Source organism: Pseudomonas sp. FW305-3-2-15-E-TSA4, assembly GCF_058787295.1.
On sequence record NZ_JBYSZP010000013.1, the window covers coordinates 1 to 13,661 of the forward strand.

Annotated in this window: 15 protein-coding genes; 9 read left to right on the forward strand and 6 right to left on the reverse strand. The window is 58.6% G+C overall.

Features of this window, described 5'->3' with window-relative positions; genetic code table 11:
- Positions 1-221: 221 nt before the first annotated feature.
- Entirely contained in the window at positions 222-1,421 is a 1,200-nt protein-coding gene (gene tyrS, locus AC3WMV_RS18305; RefSeq protein WP_097089165.1) for a tyrosine--tRNA ligase, read from the reverse strand.
- A 212-nt stretch (positions 1,422-1,633) separates the two neighbouring features.
- On the opposite strand from tyrS, the gene AC3WMV_RS18310 reads away from it, so the two are divergent.
- Positions 1,634-3,058 carry a peptidoglycan DD-metalloendopeptidase family protein gene (locus AC3WMV_RS18310; protein ID WP_103368670.1) on the forward strand — a complete coding sequence of 475 codons (1,425 nt, stop codon included), beginning with the start codon at positions 1,634-1,636 and terminating at the stop codon, positions 3,056-3,058.
- 3 nt (positions 3,059-3,061) lie between these two features.
- Positions 3,062-4,153 carry an anhydro-N-acetylmuramic acid kinase gene (locus AC3WMV_RS18315; protein WP_103368671.1) on the forward strand — a complete coding sequence of 364 codons (1,092 nt, stop codon included), beginning with the start codon at positions 3,062-3,064 and terminating at the stop codon, positions 4,151-4,153.
- A 75-nt stretch (positions 4,154-4,228) separates the two neighbouring features.
- Here the strand turns inward: AC3WMV_RS18315 and erpA are convergent, their stop codons facing one another.
- Positions 4,229-4,579, reverse strand: a complete 351-nt coding sequence (gene erpA, locus AC3WMV_RS18320; protein WP_003228776.1) for an iron-sulfur cluster insertion protein ErpA — start codon at positions 4,577-4,579, stop codon at positions 4,229-4,231.
- 168 nt (positions 4,580-4,747) lie between these two features.
- A complete protein-coding gene (gene argC / locus AC3WMV_RS18325; RefSeq protein ID WP_007966420.1) occupies positions 4,748-5,782 on the reverse strand; it encodes an N-acetyl-gamma-glutamyl-phosphate reductase in 1,035 nt (344 codons plus the stop codon).
- 135 nt (positions 5,783-5,917) lie between these two features.
- Between argC and hemJ the strand changes: the two genes are divergently transcribed.
- The 6 genes from hemJ (at position 5,918) to coq7 (ending at position 10,490) form a co-directional block, all read left to right on the forward strand.
- A complete protein-coding gene (gene hemJ, locus AC3WMV_RS18330) occupies positions 5,918-6,346 on the forward strand; it encodes a protoporphyrinogen oxidase HemJ (RefSeq protein WP_027610742.1) in 429 nt (142 codons plus the stop codon).
- A gap of 34 nt (positions 6,347-6,380) precedes the next feature.
- Positions 6,381-7,349: an NAD(P)H-dependent flavin oxidoreductase gene (locus AC3WMV_RS18335; protein WP_027610741.1), complete on the forward strand. Its 969-nt coding sequence runs from the start codon at positions 6,381-6,383 to the stop codon at positions 7,347-7,349.
- A 79-nt stretch (positions 7,350-7,428) separates the two neighbouring features.
- A complete protein-coding gene (locus AC3WMV_RS18340; RefSeq protein WP_103368672.1) occupies positions 7,429-8,376 on the forward strand; it encodes a DUF805 domain-containing protein in 948 nt (315 codons plus the stop codon).
- A gap of 61 nt (positions 8,377-8,437) precedes the next feature.
- Positions 8,438-9,226 carry an SDR family NAD(P)-dependent oxidoreductase gene (locus AC3WMV_RS18345; protein WP_027610739.1) on the forward strand — a complete coding sequence of 263 codons (789 nt, stop codon included), beginning with the start codon at positions 8,438-8,440 and terminating at the stop codon, positions 9,224-9,226.
- A gap of 80 nt (positions 9,227-9,306) precedes the next feature.
- The gene (locus AC3WMV_RS18350) at positions 9,307-9,645 is read left to right on the forward strand and encodes a histidine triad nucleotide-binding protein (protein WP_003228789.1); all 339 of its coding nucleotides are present in this window, start codon (positions 9,307-9,309) and stop codon (positions 9,643-9,645) included.
- 197 nt (positions 9,646-9,842) lie between these two features.
- Positions 9,843-10,490: a 2-polyprenyl-3-methyl-6-methoxy-1,4-benzoquinone monooxygenase gene (coq7, locus tag AC3WMV_RS18355; RefSeq protein ID WP_027610738.1), complete on the forward strand. Its 648-nt coding sequence runs from the start codon at positions 9,843-9,845 to the stop codon at positions 10,488-10,490.
- 116 nt (positions 10,491-10,606) lie between these two features.
- Here coq7 and speD read toward each other — a convergent pair whose 3' ends face one another.
- Together speD and AC3WMV_RS18365 are read right to left on the reverse strand one after the other, a co-directional pair.
- Positions 10,607-11,401, reverse strand: a complete 795-nt coding sequence (gene speD, locus AC3WMV_RS18360; RefSeq protein ID WP_027610737.1) for an adenosylmethionine decarboxylase — start codon at positions 11,399-11,401, stop codon at positions 10,607-10,609.
- Between the two features lie 237 nt (positions 11,402-11,638).
- A complete protein-coding gene (locus AC3WMV_RS18365) occupies positions 11,639-12,061 on the reverse strand; it encodes an OsmC family protein (RefSeq protein WP_103368673.1) in 423 nt (140 codons plus the stop codon).
- Positions 12,062-12,300: 239 nt separating this feature from the next.
- Here AC3WMV_RS18365 and crp point away from each other — a divergent pair, with 239 nt between their 5' ends.
- Positions 12,301-12,945 (forward strand): cAMP-activated global transcriptional regulator CRP, encoded by a 645-nt coding sequence (crp, locus tag AC3WMV_RS18370; protein ID WP_007966430.1) that lies wholly within the window; start codon positions 12,301-12,303, stop codon positions 12,943-12,945.
- Between the two features lie 10 nt (positions 12,946-12,955).
- On the opposite strand, the gene AC3WMV_RS18375 is transcribed toward crp, so the two are convergent.
- Positions 12,956-13,654, reverse strand: a complete 699-nt coding sequence (locus tag AC3WMV_RS18375) for a lipoate--protein ligase family protein (protein ID WP_103368674.1) — start codon at positions 13,652-13,654, stop codon at positions 12,956-12,958.
- Positions 13,655-13,661: the final 7 nt, after the last annotated feature.

The window sequence follows — 13,661 nt, forward strand, 5'->3', positions numbered from 1 at the left end:
CAACACCTCTTTTTCTCCGCTTTCGACCGAGAAGATCGAACCGTCAAAAGAGCCAAACATCACCGCTCTTTCAACTCTTTCCAGGCTTCGATGAACTGAAGCAAGTCGCTGCCGAAAACTGCGTAACTCGTTGAATCTCAAGGAGTTTTCCGTTTCGACTGCGCCGGAAGTGGGGCGAATTATAGACTTCTAAAATTCGCCGTCAACCCTTATTTCAAACTTTATCCAGCTTTCAGTGTGATACGTGCAAATGCCTTCTTGCCCGCCTGGCAAACGTGGGTCGCGCCCAGCACATATATAAAGGAGCGATCAACCACCTCACCATCCACACGCACACCGCCGGAAGCCAACAGATCACGCGCAGCCGCCGAGTTCTTCACCAGGCCTGCCTTATTAAGGACGGCCGCAATTGGCATATCTTCAGCAGAGGCCAGTTCGATCTCCGGCAGATCATCCGGCAGTTCGCCATCCTTCATACGGTTACCGGCAGCGCGATGAGCATTGGCCGCAGCCTCCTCACCATGGAAGCGCGCGACAATCTCTTCCGCCAACTTGATCTTGATGTCGCGCGGGTTAGCCCCCGCCTCGACATCTGCACGGAAGGCATTGATCTCATCCATCGAACGGAAGCTGAGCAGCTCAAAGTAACGCCACATCAGCGCATCCGGAATCGAAACCAGCTTGCCGTACATCACACCTGGCGCTTCCTGGATACCCACGTAGTTGCCCAACGACTTGGACATCTTCTTCACGCCATCCAGACCTTCCAGCAATGGCATGGTCAGAATGCACTGAGCTTCCTGGCCATACCCACGCTGCAGCTCACGCCCCATCAGCAGGTTGAATTTCTGATCGGTACCGCCCAACTCAACATCCGCGCGCAGAGCAACCGAGTCATATCCCTGAACCAGCGGATAGAGGAACTCATGAATAGCGATCGGCTGATTGGTGGTGTAACGCTTATCGAAGTCATCACGCTCAAGCATACGTGCGACGGTGTACTGCGATGTCAGACGAATGAAGTCAGCCGGACCCATCTGATCCATCCAGGTGGAATTGAAGGCAACTTCGGTTTTCGCCGGATCAAGAATCTTGAATACTTGAGTCTTGTATGTCTCAGCGTTTTCCAGAACCTGCTCGCGAGTCAACGGAGGACGCGTAGCGCTCTTGCCGCTTGGATCACCGATCATCCCGGTGAAGTCACCAATCAGGAAGATCACCTGATGCCCCAATTCCTGGAACTGGCGCAGCTTATTAATAAGCACGGTGTGACCCAAGTGCAGATCCGGGGCGGTTGGATCGAAACCAGCCTTGATACGCAGCGGCTGGCCGCGCTTGAGCTTCTCGATCAGCTCGGACTCGACCAATAGTTCTTCCGCACCACGTTTAATCAGCGCTAGCTGCTCTTCAACCGACTTCATAACAGACCCGCAAGGCTCAGATTCAAAGGGAACCAACCATACAAGATCGTGCACCAATTACAAGTTTTGCCCGGCGCACGGACACCAATCTGCAGACAGGGTGTCTGTAGACTTGCTTCGGGGATGATTTGGTTATATTTTATACAGTTATTTCATCTTCATCATGTCATTCATCTTTTCCAATTCATCTTTTTTCAAAGTCAAAATTACTTATGACCACTGAACCGTCTAAAGCGCCACCGCTTTACCCGAAGACCCACCTGCTCGCCGCAAGTGGAATCGCCGCCCTTCTCAGTCTGGCGCTCCTGGTATTTCCTTCCAGTGATGTTGAAGCCAAAAAGACGACCCTGAGCCTGGAACTGGAAAGTCCTGCTGAACAACTGACACAAGATCAAGACGCTGCTGACGCGATTCAAGCCACAAATGAGCCAGCAGCTTCACCTTTCGCCCAGATCGAAAACAGCACCGAAGAAACCCCGAAAACCGCTGAAGCCGCACCTGCCCCAGCTCCGGCTGCAGAGAAACCAAAAGCCCCGGGGCACCGCGAAGTCGTCGTCTCCAAAGGCGATACGCTCTCTACATTGTTCGAGAAAGTCGGTCTGCCAGCCGCTGCTGTGCACGAAGTGCTGGCCAGCGACAAACAAGCCAAACAGTTCAGCCAGCTCAGGCACGGCCAGAAGCTGGAGTTCGAATTGAACCCGGAAGGCCAACTGACCAGCCTGCACAGCAAGGTCAGCGACGTCGAAACCATTACCCTGACCAAGAATGACAAGGGCTACGCATTCAACCGCGTAACAGCCAAGCCGACCGTTCGCACGGCTTACGTGCACGGCGTGATCAATAGCTCCCTGTCACAATCCGCTGCCCGTGCAGGCCTGTCCCATAGCCTGACCATGGATATGGCCAGCGTCTTCGGCTACGACGTCGACTTCGCTCAGGACATCCGTCAAGGTGACGAATTCGACGTGATCTACGAGCAGAAAGTGGTCAACGGCAAGGCAGTGGGCACCGGCCCGATTCTGTCTGCACGCTTCACCAACCGCGGCAAGACCTACACCGCCGTGCGTTACACCAACAAACAAGGCAACAGCAGCTATTACACCGCTGATGGCAACAGCATGCGTAAGGCGTTTATCCGTACCCCGGTGGACTTCGCCCGCATCAGTTCGAAATTCTCCATGGGCCGCAAACACCCGATCCTCAACAAGATCCGCGCCCACAAAGGTGTCGATTACGCAGCGCCACGCGGTACGCCGATCAAGGCTGCCGGCGACGGTAAAGTATTGCTGGCCGGCCGCCGCGGTGGCTACGGCAACACGGTGATCATCCAGCACGGCAACACCTACCGCACGCTGTATGGCCACATGCAAGGCTTCGCCAAAGGCGTGAAAACCGGCGGCAGCGTCAAGCAGGGCCAAGTGATCGGTTACATTGGTACCACCGGCCTGTCCACTGGACCGCACTTGCACTATGAGTTCCAGGTCAACGGCGTTCACGTCGACCCACTGGGCCAGAAGCTGCCGATGGCGGATCCGATCGCCAAGTCCGAGCGCGCACGTTTCCTCGCGCAGAGCCAGCCGTTGATGGCGCGCATGGATCAAGAGAAAGCCACCATGCTGGCTTCGAGCAAGCGCTAAGCCATGACTCTTTATATCGGCGTGATGTCCGGCACCAGTCTCGATGGGCTGGACATCGCCCTGATCGAGCAGACCTCGGCGATCAAACTGATCGCCACGCATTACATCCCCATGCCTGAATCCCTGCGCGCCGAGCTGCTTGGCTTGTGCGCCAGCGGCCCCGACGAGATTGCCCGCTCGGCGATCGCCCAGCAGCACTGGGTCAAACTCGCTGCACAGGGCATCCACACCCTCCTCGACCAGCAGCAACTAAAGCCTGAGGCCATTCGTGCAATCGGCAGCCATGGCCAGACCATTCGCCATGAGCCCGCTCGTGGCTTCACAGTGCAGATCGGCAATCCCGCACTACTGACCGAGCTGACCGGCATCACCGTGGTTAGCGACTTCCGCAGCCGCGACGTGGCTGCTGGCGGTCAGGGTGCCCCGCTGGTACCAGCCTTCCATGAGGCTTTGTTCGAAGAGCGTAACGGCAACCGCGCAGTCCTGAATGTCGGCGGTTTCAGCAATCTCAGTCTGATAGAACCGACCAGGCCTGTAGCCGGTTTCGACTGCGGCCCTGGGAATGTGCTGATGGATGCCTGGATTCATCAGCAACGCGGCGAGAACTATGATCGCAACGGCCAGTGGGCAGCCACCGGCACGGTCGAGCCAGTCTTGCTGAAAGCTCTGCTCGGCGACCCGTTCTTCGTGACCAAAGGCCCGAAGAGCACTGGCCGGGAAGTGTTCAACCTGCCGTGGCTGGAGCACCACCTCTCAAGTTTGCCGAGCTTCGCTGCTGAAAACGTTCAGGCAACGCTGCTCGAACTGACGGCGCAGACCATCGTCGAGTCGCTGCAAAGCGCTCAATCCGATACGCGGGAAATGTTGGTCTGCGGCGGCGGCGCTCACAACGCTACGCTGATGAAACGTCTTGCCGACCTGCTGCCTAACGCCACCGTCGCCAGCACCGCCACTCACGGCGTCGATCCGGACTGGGTCGAGGCAATGGCCTTCGCCTGGCTGGCCCATTGCTGCCTCGAAGGCATTGCCGCCAATCGCCCGAGCGTCACCGGCGCCAAAGGCCTGCGGGTACTCGGCGCCATCTATCCCAACTGAATAAAACGCCAGCAACAAAAAACGCCGCAGAACCGTAAGGCTCTGCGGCGTTTTGTTGTGCGCAGCGAGGTGCGATCAGATCGAGAACGAAGAGCCGCAACCACAGGTCGTGGTGGCGTTCGGGTTCTTGATCACGAAGCGCGAACCTTCCAGACCTTCCTGATAGTCCACTTCGGCACCCGCCAGGTACTGGAAACTCATCGGATCGACCACCAGACTCACGCCTTCGCGCTCGACGATGGTGTCGTCCTCGGCCACATCCTCATCGAAGGTGAAGCCGTACTGAAACCCTGAACAACCACCGCCCGTAACGAATACGCGCAGCTTCAAGCGATCATTCCCCTCTTCATCGACCAGGCTCTTCACCTTGTGCGCAGCACCTTGGGTGAATTGCAAAGCCGTGGGGGTGAAGGATTCGACGCTCATGCTGACTATCTCCCGGCGTTACGCCGCCATAATGCGTGATGACGCGCATTATCCGCTTGTCCTAGAAAATCGGTCAACTATTGTTACGGTATATCAATAAACCCGAACAACTGCCCAGAATGCAAAAAGGCCCGTTTGACGGGCCTTTTTGCTGTGTTGCCGAACGTGTTACGGCAGCATACCGGCGTGGGAGAGGCCGAAGCGCTCATCCAGGCCGAACAGAATGTTCATGTTCTGCACCGCCTGACCCGACGCGCCTTTGACCAGGTTGTCGATCACCGACAGCACCACCACCAGATCACCATCCTGCGGACGATGTACAGCGATGCGGCAGACGTTTGCGCCACGCACGCTGCGGGTTTCCGGATGGCTGCCGGCCGGCATCACGTCGACGAACGGCTCGTTGGCATAACGCTTTTCGAACAGTGCCTGCAGATCCACCGAACGATCAACCACGGTCGCGTAGAGCGTGGAATGAATGCCACGAATCATCGGGGTCAGGTGCGGGACGAAGGTCAGACCGACATCCTTACCGGCAGCGCGACGCAGACCCTGGCGAATTTCCGGCAGATGACGGTGACCTTTCACCGCATAAGCCTTCATGCTTTCCGACGTCTCGGAGTACAGCGAGCCTACAGAAGCACCGCGACCGGCACCGCTGACGCCGGATTTGCAGTCGGCGATCAGGCGAGAAGTATCAGCCAGACCCGCTTCAAGCAGCGGCAGGAAACCCAACTGTGTGGCGGTTGGATAGCAACCCGGTACGGCGATCAAACGCGCCTTCTTGATCTGCTCACGATTGACTTCCGGCAGGCCGTAGACCGCCTCGTCCAGCAACGCCGGCGCACCGTGTGGCTGTCCGTACCATTTGGCCCATTCTTCAGCGTCCTGCAACCGGAAGTCCGCTGACAGGTCGATGACCTTGGTGCCCGCCGCCAACAGTTCACCGGCCAACGCATGGGCAACGCCGTGCGGGGTGGCGAAGAACACAACGTCGCACGCACCCAGGGTTTTGATGTCCGGCACGCTGAACGCCAGACCGTCGTAGTGACCGCGCAGGTTCGGGTACATGTCAGCCACGGCCAGACCGGCCTCGGATCGGGAAGTGATCACTACCACTTCTGCCTGCGGATGCTGTGCCAACAGACGCAGCAGTTCGACACCGGTGTAACCCGTGCCGCCGACGATACCGACCTTGACCATAAACCTGCCCTCAACGAACCCACTGGAAAGCCGTCGATAATAGGGGCCGCGCGCCCCTGCGACAACCATCAAGGTGACGTGCGGACGCTCAAGCCTCTACTATCCCGGCTACCGTGAACCTGGGAATAACCAAAAATGCTCTATCTATGGATCAAAGCGTTTCACATCGTCAGCGTCGTCTGCTGGTTTGCCGGGCTGTTCTACTTGCCGCGGCTGTTCGTTTATCACGCGCAAAGTGAAGACGCGATCAGCAAGGAACGCTTCAGCCTCATGGAGCGCAAGCTGTATCGCGGCATCATGGGCCCGGCGATGATCGCCACGCTGATCTTCGGCGGCTGGCTCATCTACCTCAATCCGGGCATCTTCAGCATGGGCGGCTGGATTCACGCCAAGTTGACCCTGGTGGTGCTGCTGATCGGCTACCACCACATGTGCGGCGCGCAGGTAAAACGCTTCGCCCGTGGCGAGAACACCCGCAGCCATGTCTTTTATCGCTGGTTCAATGAAGTGCCGGTTCTGATATTGCTGGCTATCGTAATTCTGGTCGTGGTCAAGCCGTTCTAACTTCATAACAGCATCTCACCTCGGGGGATTTCCAATGTCGCTGCCCGCTTTGCTCGAACAACGTCTGCGCTTGCCGATAGTGGCGGCGCCGATGTTCCTGATCTCCAACCCGGAGCTGGTGCTCGCCTGCTGCCGTAACGGCGTGGTTGGCAGCTTCCCGGCGCTGAACCAGCGTGAAAGCAGCGGCTTCAAGGCCTGGCTGGAGGAGATTGAAGCGGGCCTGGCGACACTGGACAACCCGGCGCCGTATGCAGTGAACCTGATCGTGCACAACAGCAATCCGCGCCTGCAGGCGGATCTGAACATCTGCGTCGAGCACAAGGTGCCGATTGTCATCACCAGCCTCGGCGCAGTGAAGGAACTGGTCGATGCCGTGCACAGCTACGGCGGCCTGGTGTTCCACGACGTGACCACGCGCCGGCATGCCGAGAAAGCCGCCGAAGCCGGAGTCGACGGCTTGATCGCCGTCGCGGCGGGCGCCGGCGGCCATGCCGGCACCTGGAGTCCGTTTGCACTGATCGCCGAGATCCGTGAATTCTTCGATAAAACCCTGTTGCTTGCCGGATGTCTTAACCACGGCCATGAGATTTTGGCCGCACAGCTGCTCGGCGCGGATTTGGCCTACTTCGGTACGCGATTTATCGGCACCACCGAAAGTCATGCGCCTGACGCCTATAAGGACATGCTGCTGACGGCCAAGGCGGCGGACATCATTCATACTCCTGCAGTCTCCGGAGTACCGGCCAGCTTCATGCGTCAAAGCCTGGAGGCGGCGGGTTTCGACATGGCCGCGCTGCAAGGCAAGGGCGAAGTCAATTTCGGTGACAAGCTCAAACCGATCAACGATGAAGCCAAGGCCTGGAAGACCGTGTGGTCGGCCGGCCAGGGCGTAGGCCAGATCGACGACCTGCCGAGCGTCGACCAGTTGATCGCCCGGCTCGACGCGGAATATCGTCAGGCGCTGGAACGCGCGGCGCAGTTGCCAAAACGCTGGCCACGCTGAGAAAAATCAGGCCAGTGATCGACGGACTGGCCTTACACTTGCTGACTTTCAATTGATTCGCGACAAGGATGCCTCGGCCATGAGCGAACCTCGTTACAAGATCGTTTTCGACGGTGCTCTCCAGCCCGGTGTCGATCTCACCACCGCCAAGCTCAATCTGGCGGCCCTGTTCAAAAGCGATGTTGCCGCCATCGAGCGCCTGTTCAACGGCAGCACCGTCGCCCTCAAACGCGACCTGACCCACAGCGATGCGCAGACTTATCTGCAAGCACTGAGCAAGACCGGGATCGATGCACGGATCGAAAGCGAAACGGCGATCGAACTGAGTCTGTCGGACGTGCATGAACAACCGGCGACTTTCAACGAACCCGCATCACCCTATGCGCCACCTCGGGCCAACGTCGGCGAAAACCTGCCAGCATTCGCAGTGCTCAAGCCCTTCAGCGTCGAAGGCCGGATCGGTCGCCTGCGGTTTCTGGCCTGGACGATGGTGCTGAGCCTGGTGACTCTGCCGATCGTGGGCATATTCGCCCTGCTCGCTCTCGGACTGGTCAGTGGCGACTCCACCACCGGCCTGATCATTGGCGGGATATTCGCGTTCTTCCTGTTCCTCGGCTTCATCATTGTCAGCATTCTGTTCAGCGTACAGCGCCTGCACGATATCGGCTGGTCCGGCTGGCTCTGGCTGCTGAACCTGGTGCCGTTCGTGGGCAGCTTCTTCCCGCTGGTGATCATGGTCGTGCCGGGCAACACCGGCGCTAACCGCTACGGCCCGCCACCGCCACCCAACAGCACCGCGGTCAAAGTGCTGTGCTCGTTGTGGATCGTGTTCTTCGCCCTGGTATTTGCCGGTGGCATGCTCGGCGGTATCTCGGCGATCCAGCAGGAATACGAAAGCAACCTTGAGAGCAGCTACGAAAGCGGCTCGGTCACTACCGATGAAGTCGAGGTCGAGACTGAACCGGCGAATTCCGTGGACGATGCAGCCGAAGCGGCCCCGGCCCCTGTAGACTCTGCGAAAGAATGAACAACGCTCCCCGCCGTGACACCTGCGTCGCTGGCGCGGAGCTGTTGCGATGGAGAATTGCATGACCCGTTACGCTCTGATCACCGGCGCCTCCAGCGGCATCGGCCTGGCCATGGCCGAAGCGCTGGCCCGGCGCGGTCGCAGCCTGATTCTGGTGGCCCGCCAGCGTGATCAGCTGGAAAGTATCGCGATCGAACTGACCCAGCGCTTTGGCGTGGAGGTGTTGTTCCGCGCCTGCGACCTGGGCGAGCCATTGCGCTTGTCCGGCTTCCTGCTGGAACTGGAAGAAGGCGACCGGCAGATCGATCTGCTGGTCAATTGCGCCGGCATCGGCACCTGCGGCCCGTTCCTCGCCCAAGACTGGATGACCGAGCAGGATCTGATCGAAGTCAACATCCTCGCCCTCACCCGCCTGTGCCACGCCATCGGCAACAGCATGGCGCTGCAGGGCGGCGGACAGATCCTCAACGTCGCCTCGGTGGCGGCGTTCAATCCCGGCCCGTGGATGAGCACTTACTACGCCAGCAAGGCTTACGTATTGCACTTCTCCGAAGCGCTGCGGGTTGAACTGAAACAGAGCGCGGTCAAAGTCTCGGTACTTTGCCCCGGCCCGACCCGCACCGCATTCTTCCGCACCGCGCAGCTCAACAGCGACAAACTCAAGGACAGCAAACTGCTGATGAGTCCCGAGGAAGTCGCGCTTTACACCGTGCGTGCACTGGAGAAAAACCGCGCCATCATCATTCCGGGACGACGCAACCGCTGGCTGGCCTTCCTGCCACGCCTCGGCTCGCGCTGGCTCAATCGCACCATCGTCGGCATGGTCAACAAGGCTTACTGCCCACGCTGAACTGTCCTACGGCAAAACACTGGGCGGGGTCATTTCCCATGAGTACACTCAGGCCAGCCCCCACAACGGAGAAAACAGCAGTGGATACTCTGTTCACCAAGATCATCAACCGGGAGATCCCGGCCAAGATCATTTACGAGGACGACCAGGTTCTGGCGTTCCACGACATCGCCCCTCAGGCACCGGTGCATTTTCTGGTGATCCCGAAGAAACCGGTGCGCACCCTCAACGACCTGACCGAAGACGACAAGGCACTGGCCGGGCACATCCTGTTCACTGCCCAGCGTCTGGCGCTGGAGCTGGGCTGCGAGGAAGGCTTCCGGGTGGTGATGAACTGCAATGAAAAAGGTGGTCAGACCGTCTATCACATTCATATGCACGTACTGGGTCAGCGCCAGATGAACTGGCCGCCGGGCTGATTCACTGCATCCGCCCCTGTAGGAGCGGGCTTGCTCGCGAAAGCGGAGTGTCTGACATTGATATTCTGAAGGTGCCGACGCCTTCGCGAGCAAGCCCGCTCCCACCAAAAGCATGACCGCGTGGCAAATGACCCAGCGCAAACCTTCCCCGGCCGATTCGGTTAAACTGGCGGTCGAGATTTTTCCCGGAGGTCAGCATGACTACCCAACGTCACTACTCGCCGATTGACCGTCTTCTGCTGCAAGCCGATGCCGCGATGCGGACCCTGCTGCCCTTCAGCGGTCAGCCCTACCGTCCGTCGCCAGCCATCGTGCAGCCGGATGTGCAGATGAGCGACGAGGACACCCGCCACGTCGCTGGCCTGATGCGCATCAACCACACCGGCGAGGTCTGCGCCCAGGCGCTGTACCAAGGGCAGGCGCTGACTGCAAAATTGCCGCAGGTGCGTGCTGCCATGGAGCACGCCGCCGAAGAAGAAATCGATCACCTGGTGTGGTGCGAGCAGCGCATCCATCAGCTGGGCAGTCACACCAGCGTGCTCAATCCGCTGTTCTACGGGATGTCGTTCGGCATTGGCGCCGTCGCCGGCCTGATCAGTGACAAGGTCAGCCTTGGCTTCGTCGCGGCCACCGAGCATCAGGTGTGCAAACACCTGAACGAGCACCTGGAACAATTGCCGGCCGAGGACGAGAAGTCCCGGGCGATTCTGGAGCAGATGCGCATTGATGAAGAGCATCATGCGGAGAGCGCACTGGATGCGGGCGGTTTCCGTTTTCCGGCGCCGGTGAAGTTCGGGATGAGTCTGTTGGCGAAGGTGATGACCAAGAGTACCTACAGGATCTGACTTCAGTGTTGTCTCGCAGGGCCCCTTCGCGAGCAAGCTCGCTCCCACAGGGTTCTGTTTCGGTAATAAAAAAGGCGACTACCGCACGGTAGTCGCCTTTTTTGTGCCCGGGAATCTTACGCCGGCATGTTGCGCGCGTAGAAGATTTCCAGCATTTCGTGTTTCACACGCTCGGTCACCTGAGCACGCTGCTCGGAGGACAGGTTGCTGGTGGCGTCGCCGAACAGGTAGTTATCCAGTTCGAAGTTCTTCAGCAGCATTTTGGTGTGGAACAGGTTTTCCTGGTACACATTCACGTCGGTCATCTGGTACGCGTCGCGAGTGTCTTCGGAAAGGTAGTTCTGGATCGAGTTGATCTCGTGGTCGATGAAGTGCTTGTTGCCTTCAACGTCACGGGTGAAGCCGCGCACACGGTAGTCCACAGTCACGATGTCCGAATCGAACTGGTGAATGAGGAAGTTGAGCGCTTTAAGCGGTGAAATGACACCACAGGTCGACACGTCGATGTCCACACGGAACGTCGCAATACCGGCGTCCGGATGGATTTCCGGATAGGTATGCACCGTGATGTGACTCTTGTCGAGGTGGGCAAGGATGATTTCGGGCAATGGACCCGGGGACTCTTCGATCTGGCTGTCAGTCGGGGTCACCGGCTCTTCCGAGATCAGAATCGTGACGCTGGCACCCTGAGGCTCATAGTTCTGACTCGCGATGTTCAGAATGTTGGCACCAATGATTTCGACAACTTCCGTGAGGATCTGCGTCAGGCGTTCGGCGTTGTACTCTTGATTGATGTACTCGACGTAAGCCTGCTGGTCTTGCGGGGTTTCCGCGTAGCAGATGTCATAGATGTTGAAGCTCAAGGTCTTTGTCAGGTTATTGAACCCGTGGAGCTTGAGTTTGCTTTTCACCGTTAAAAACTCTCTATGTATGCGGCGCAGCCGCGTGATCAAGCATGCCCGTCAAGTGCGAACAACGCACCTGCGTAGGACGGTTAACACCTCTTCGCGATGGCGATTTTGGTTATCTGTTCAGGCGGACGATCCGTCGGTTGACCGATCACTGCCCTGAAAAAAGTGGCGCATTATGCAGACGTCAGCGAGGGATCGCCAGAGTCTGCCCTGCTTTTATGATAGTTGAATGTCGATTCAACCGAGCTCGACGATTTCATAATCGTGAGTGATCGCCACGCCGGCCGCGCCGAGCATGATCGAGGCCGAGCAATACTTCTCGGCAGACAGTTCGATGGCGCGCTTGACCTGGGCTTCTTTCAGGCCATGGCCCTTGACCACGAAGTGCATGTGGATCTTGGTGAACACCTTCGGATCTTCGGTCGCTCGCTCGGCTTCGAGGAACGCTTCGCAGCTTTCAACCGCCTGACGCGACTTCTTCAGGATGCTGACCACGTCGAAGTTGCTGCAACCGCCAACGCCCAGCAGGAGCATTTCCATCGGGCGAACACCCAGATTACGACCACCGGCGTCCGGTGGTCCGTCCATGACCACAACATGACCGCTACCGGATTCGCCGAGGAACATGGCTTCGCCAGCCCATTGGATGCGTGCCTTCATCGCCAAGACTCCACTGTAGAAAAAAGGGTCGCCAGCTTAGCACAGGCCTTTGCTCTGGCAGCGCCCGGCGTTCCTAGGACGGATGCCTCAGCTGCGTAGGTAATTTCTCGAATTTTCGACGAAGTGTCTGGTAAGCTGGCGCCAATTCGCTGGCGCCAATTGTCAGCCTGTGTAGCGACCGCCTTCAGCGCCTCATAAAAAAATCAAACATCACCGTGCAGTCTTTTCGGGATACAACCATGGTTGCTATTACCCCCACACCCAAAATCAAGAACCTCGACAAGCTGTTGATGCATTGCCAGCGCCGTCGCCATGCGGCCAAGAGCAACATCATCTGCGCCGGCGATCGCTCGGACACGCTGTACTTCATCATCAAAGGTTCGGTCACCATCTTGATCGAAGATGACGACGGCCGCGAAATGATCATCGCCTACCTCAACGCCGGGGACTTCTTCGGCGAGCTGGGTCTGTTCGAACAGGCAGGCCAGGAACAGCAACGCAGCGCATGGGTGCGGGCCAAGGTCGAATGCGAAATCGCCGAAATCAGCTACGTGAAGTTCCGCGAACTGTCGCAGCAGGATCCAGACATTCTTTACGTCCTCAGCGGACAAATCGCCCAACGTCTGCGCAATACCACGCGCAAGGTCGGCGACCTGGCGTTCTTCGACGTTACCGGTCGCGTGGCCCGCTGCCTGCTGGAGCTGTGTAAGCAGCCCGACGCGATGACCCACCCGGACGGCATGCAGATCAAGGTGACCCGTCAGGAAATCGGCCGGATTGTCGGTTGTTCGCGGGAGATGGTCGGTCGCGTGCTCAAGGATCTTGAAGAACGCAACCTGGTCGATGTGAAAGGCAAGACCATGGTAGTCTTCGGTACGCGCTAAGCGCGCAAAATCAGGCGCTGTAGACCTGCGCCAGCATCAGACGAAACAGCTCATCCAGACGCGCCAAAGCCGTTGGCGCGACGAACTTCTCATGCAGGGCGATGTGGCTTTCGGCGCGCACCCGCTGCTCCAGACCGCAAGCCTCGTTGAAGCGATTGACCGCTGCAACCATCGACTCGCGCTCGTTATCCATCAGCATCGCCCCGTGCACCAGCCCCACCGGACGCTGACCGCCCTGACTCTGGCGCCAGCGCTGAGCGGTGCCGACCATCTTGCGGCCGTCGAGATTGACGTTGAAACGACCGTCGCAGAACGCGCCGTCGATTTCGCCCAACGACGACACACCACCCAACTCATCGAGCAATTCACAGATCGGATCACACAGGCGCCGGTAACCGGTTTCGATGCGGTTCAGATCGCCCTCGCTGCGGGGCGGGGCGTAAACCAATGCGATGTTGATGGTTGAAGCGGATTGCGGGACCGGTTCACCGCCGGTTTCCCGCAGCAAGACTGGCCAGCCGGCAGCGGCGGAGACTTCACAGGCGTGGTCAAAACCGGGCAGACGATTGAGGCGACGCGGCATGACCAAGGCGCGATCACTGGGTTGCCAGAACAGCAGACCGGATTCGGCGTTGCCGGCGCAGACGGAAGCGAGCAAGTCTTGTTCGGTTTGCAGGCCGGCTTCGATGGGGAGGCAAACTGGAGTCATAAAGAAA

Coding starts and splice junctions, on each gene's coding strand:
- coq7 (WP_027610738.1), top strand. CDS start 9,843: ATGACTACCCAACGTCACTACTCGCCGATTGACCGTCTTCTGCTGCAA.
- AC3WMV_RS18365 (WP_103368673.1), bottom strand. CDS start 12,061: ATGAAGGCACGCATCCAATGGGCTGGCGAAGCCATGTTCCTCGGCGAA.
- AC3WMV_RS18315 (WP_103368671.1), top strand. CDS start 3,062: ATGACTCTTTATATCGGCGTGATGTCCGGCACCAGTCTCGATGGGCTG.
- AC3WMV_RS18375 (WP_103368674.1), bottom strand. CDS start 13,654: ATGACTCCAGTTTGCCTCCCCATCGAAGCCGGCCTGCAAACCGAACAA.
- hemJ (WP_027610742.1), top strand. CDS start 5,918: ATGCTCTATCTATGGATCAAAGCGTTTCACATCGTCAGCGTCGTCTGC.
- crp (WP_007966430.1), top strand. CDS start 12,301: ATGGTTGCTATTACCCCCACACCCAAAATCAAGAACCTCGACAAGCTG.
- AC3WMV_RS18345 (WP_027610739.1), top strand. CDS start 8,438: ATGACCCGTTACGCTCTGATCACCGGCGCCTCCAGCGGCATCGGCCTG.
- AC3WMV_RS18335 (WP_027610741.1), top strand. CDS start 6,381: ATGTCGCTGCCCGCTTTGCTCGAACAACGTCTGCGCTTGCCGATAGTG.
- erpA (WP_003228776.1), bottom strand. CDS start 4,579: ATGAGCGTCGAATCCTTCACCCCCACGGCTTTGCAATTCACCCAAGGT.
- AC3WMV_RS18340 (WP_103368672.1), top strand. CDS start 7,429: ATGAGCGAACCTCGTTACAAGATCGTTTTCGACGGTGCTCTCCAGCCC.
- AC3WMV_RS18310 (WP_103368670.1), top strand. CDS start 1,634: ATGACCACTGAACCGTCTAAAGCGCCACCGCTTTACCCGAAGACCCAC.
- argC (WP_007966420.1), bottom strand. CDS start 5,782: ATGGTCAAGGTCGGTATCGTCGGCGGCACGGGTTACACCGGTGTCGAA.
- tyrS (WP_097089165.1), bottom strand. CDS start 1,421: ATGAAGTCGGTTGAAGAGCAGCTAGCGCTGATTAAACGTGGTGCGGAA.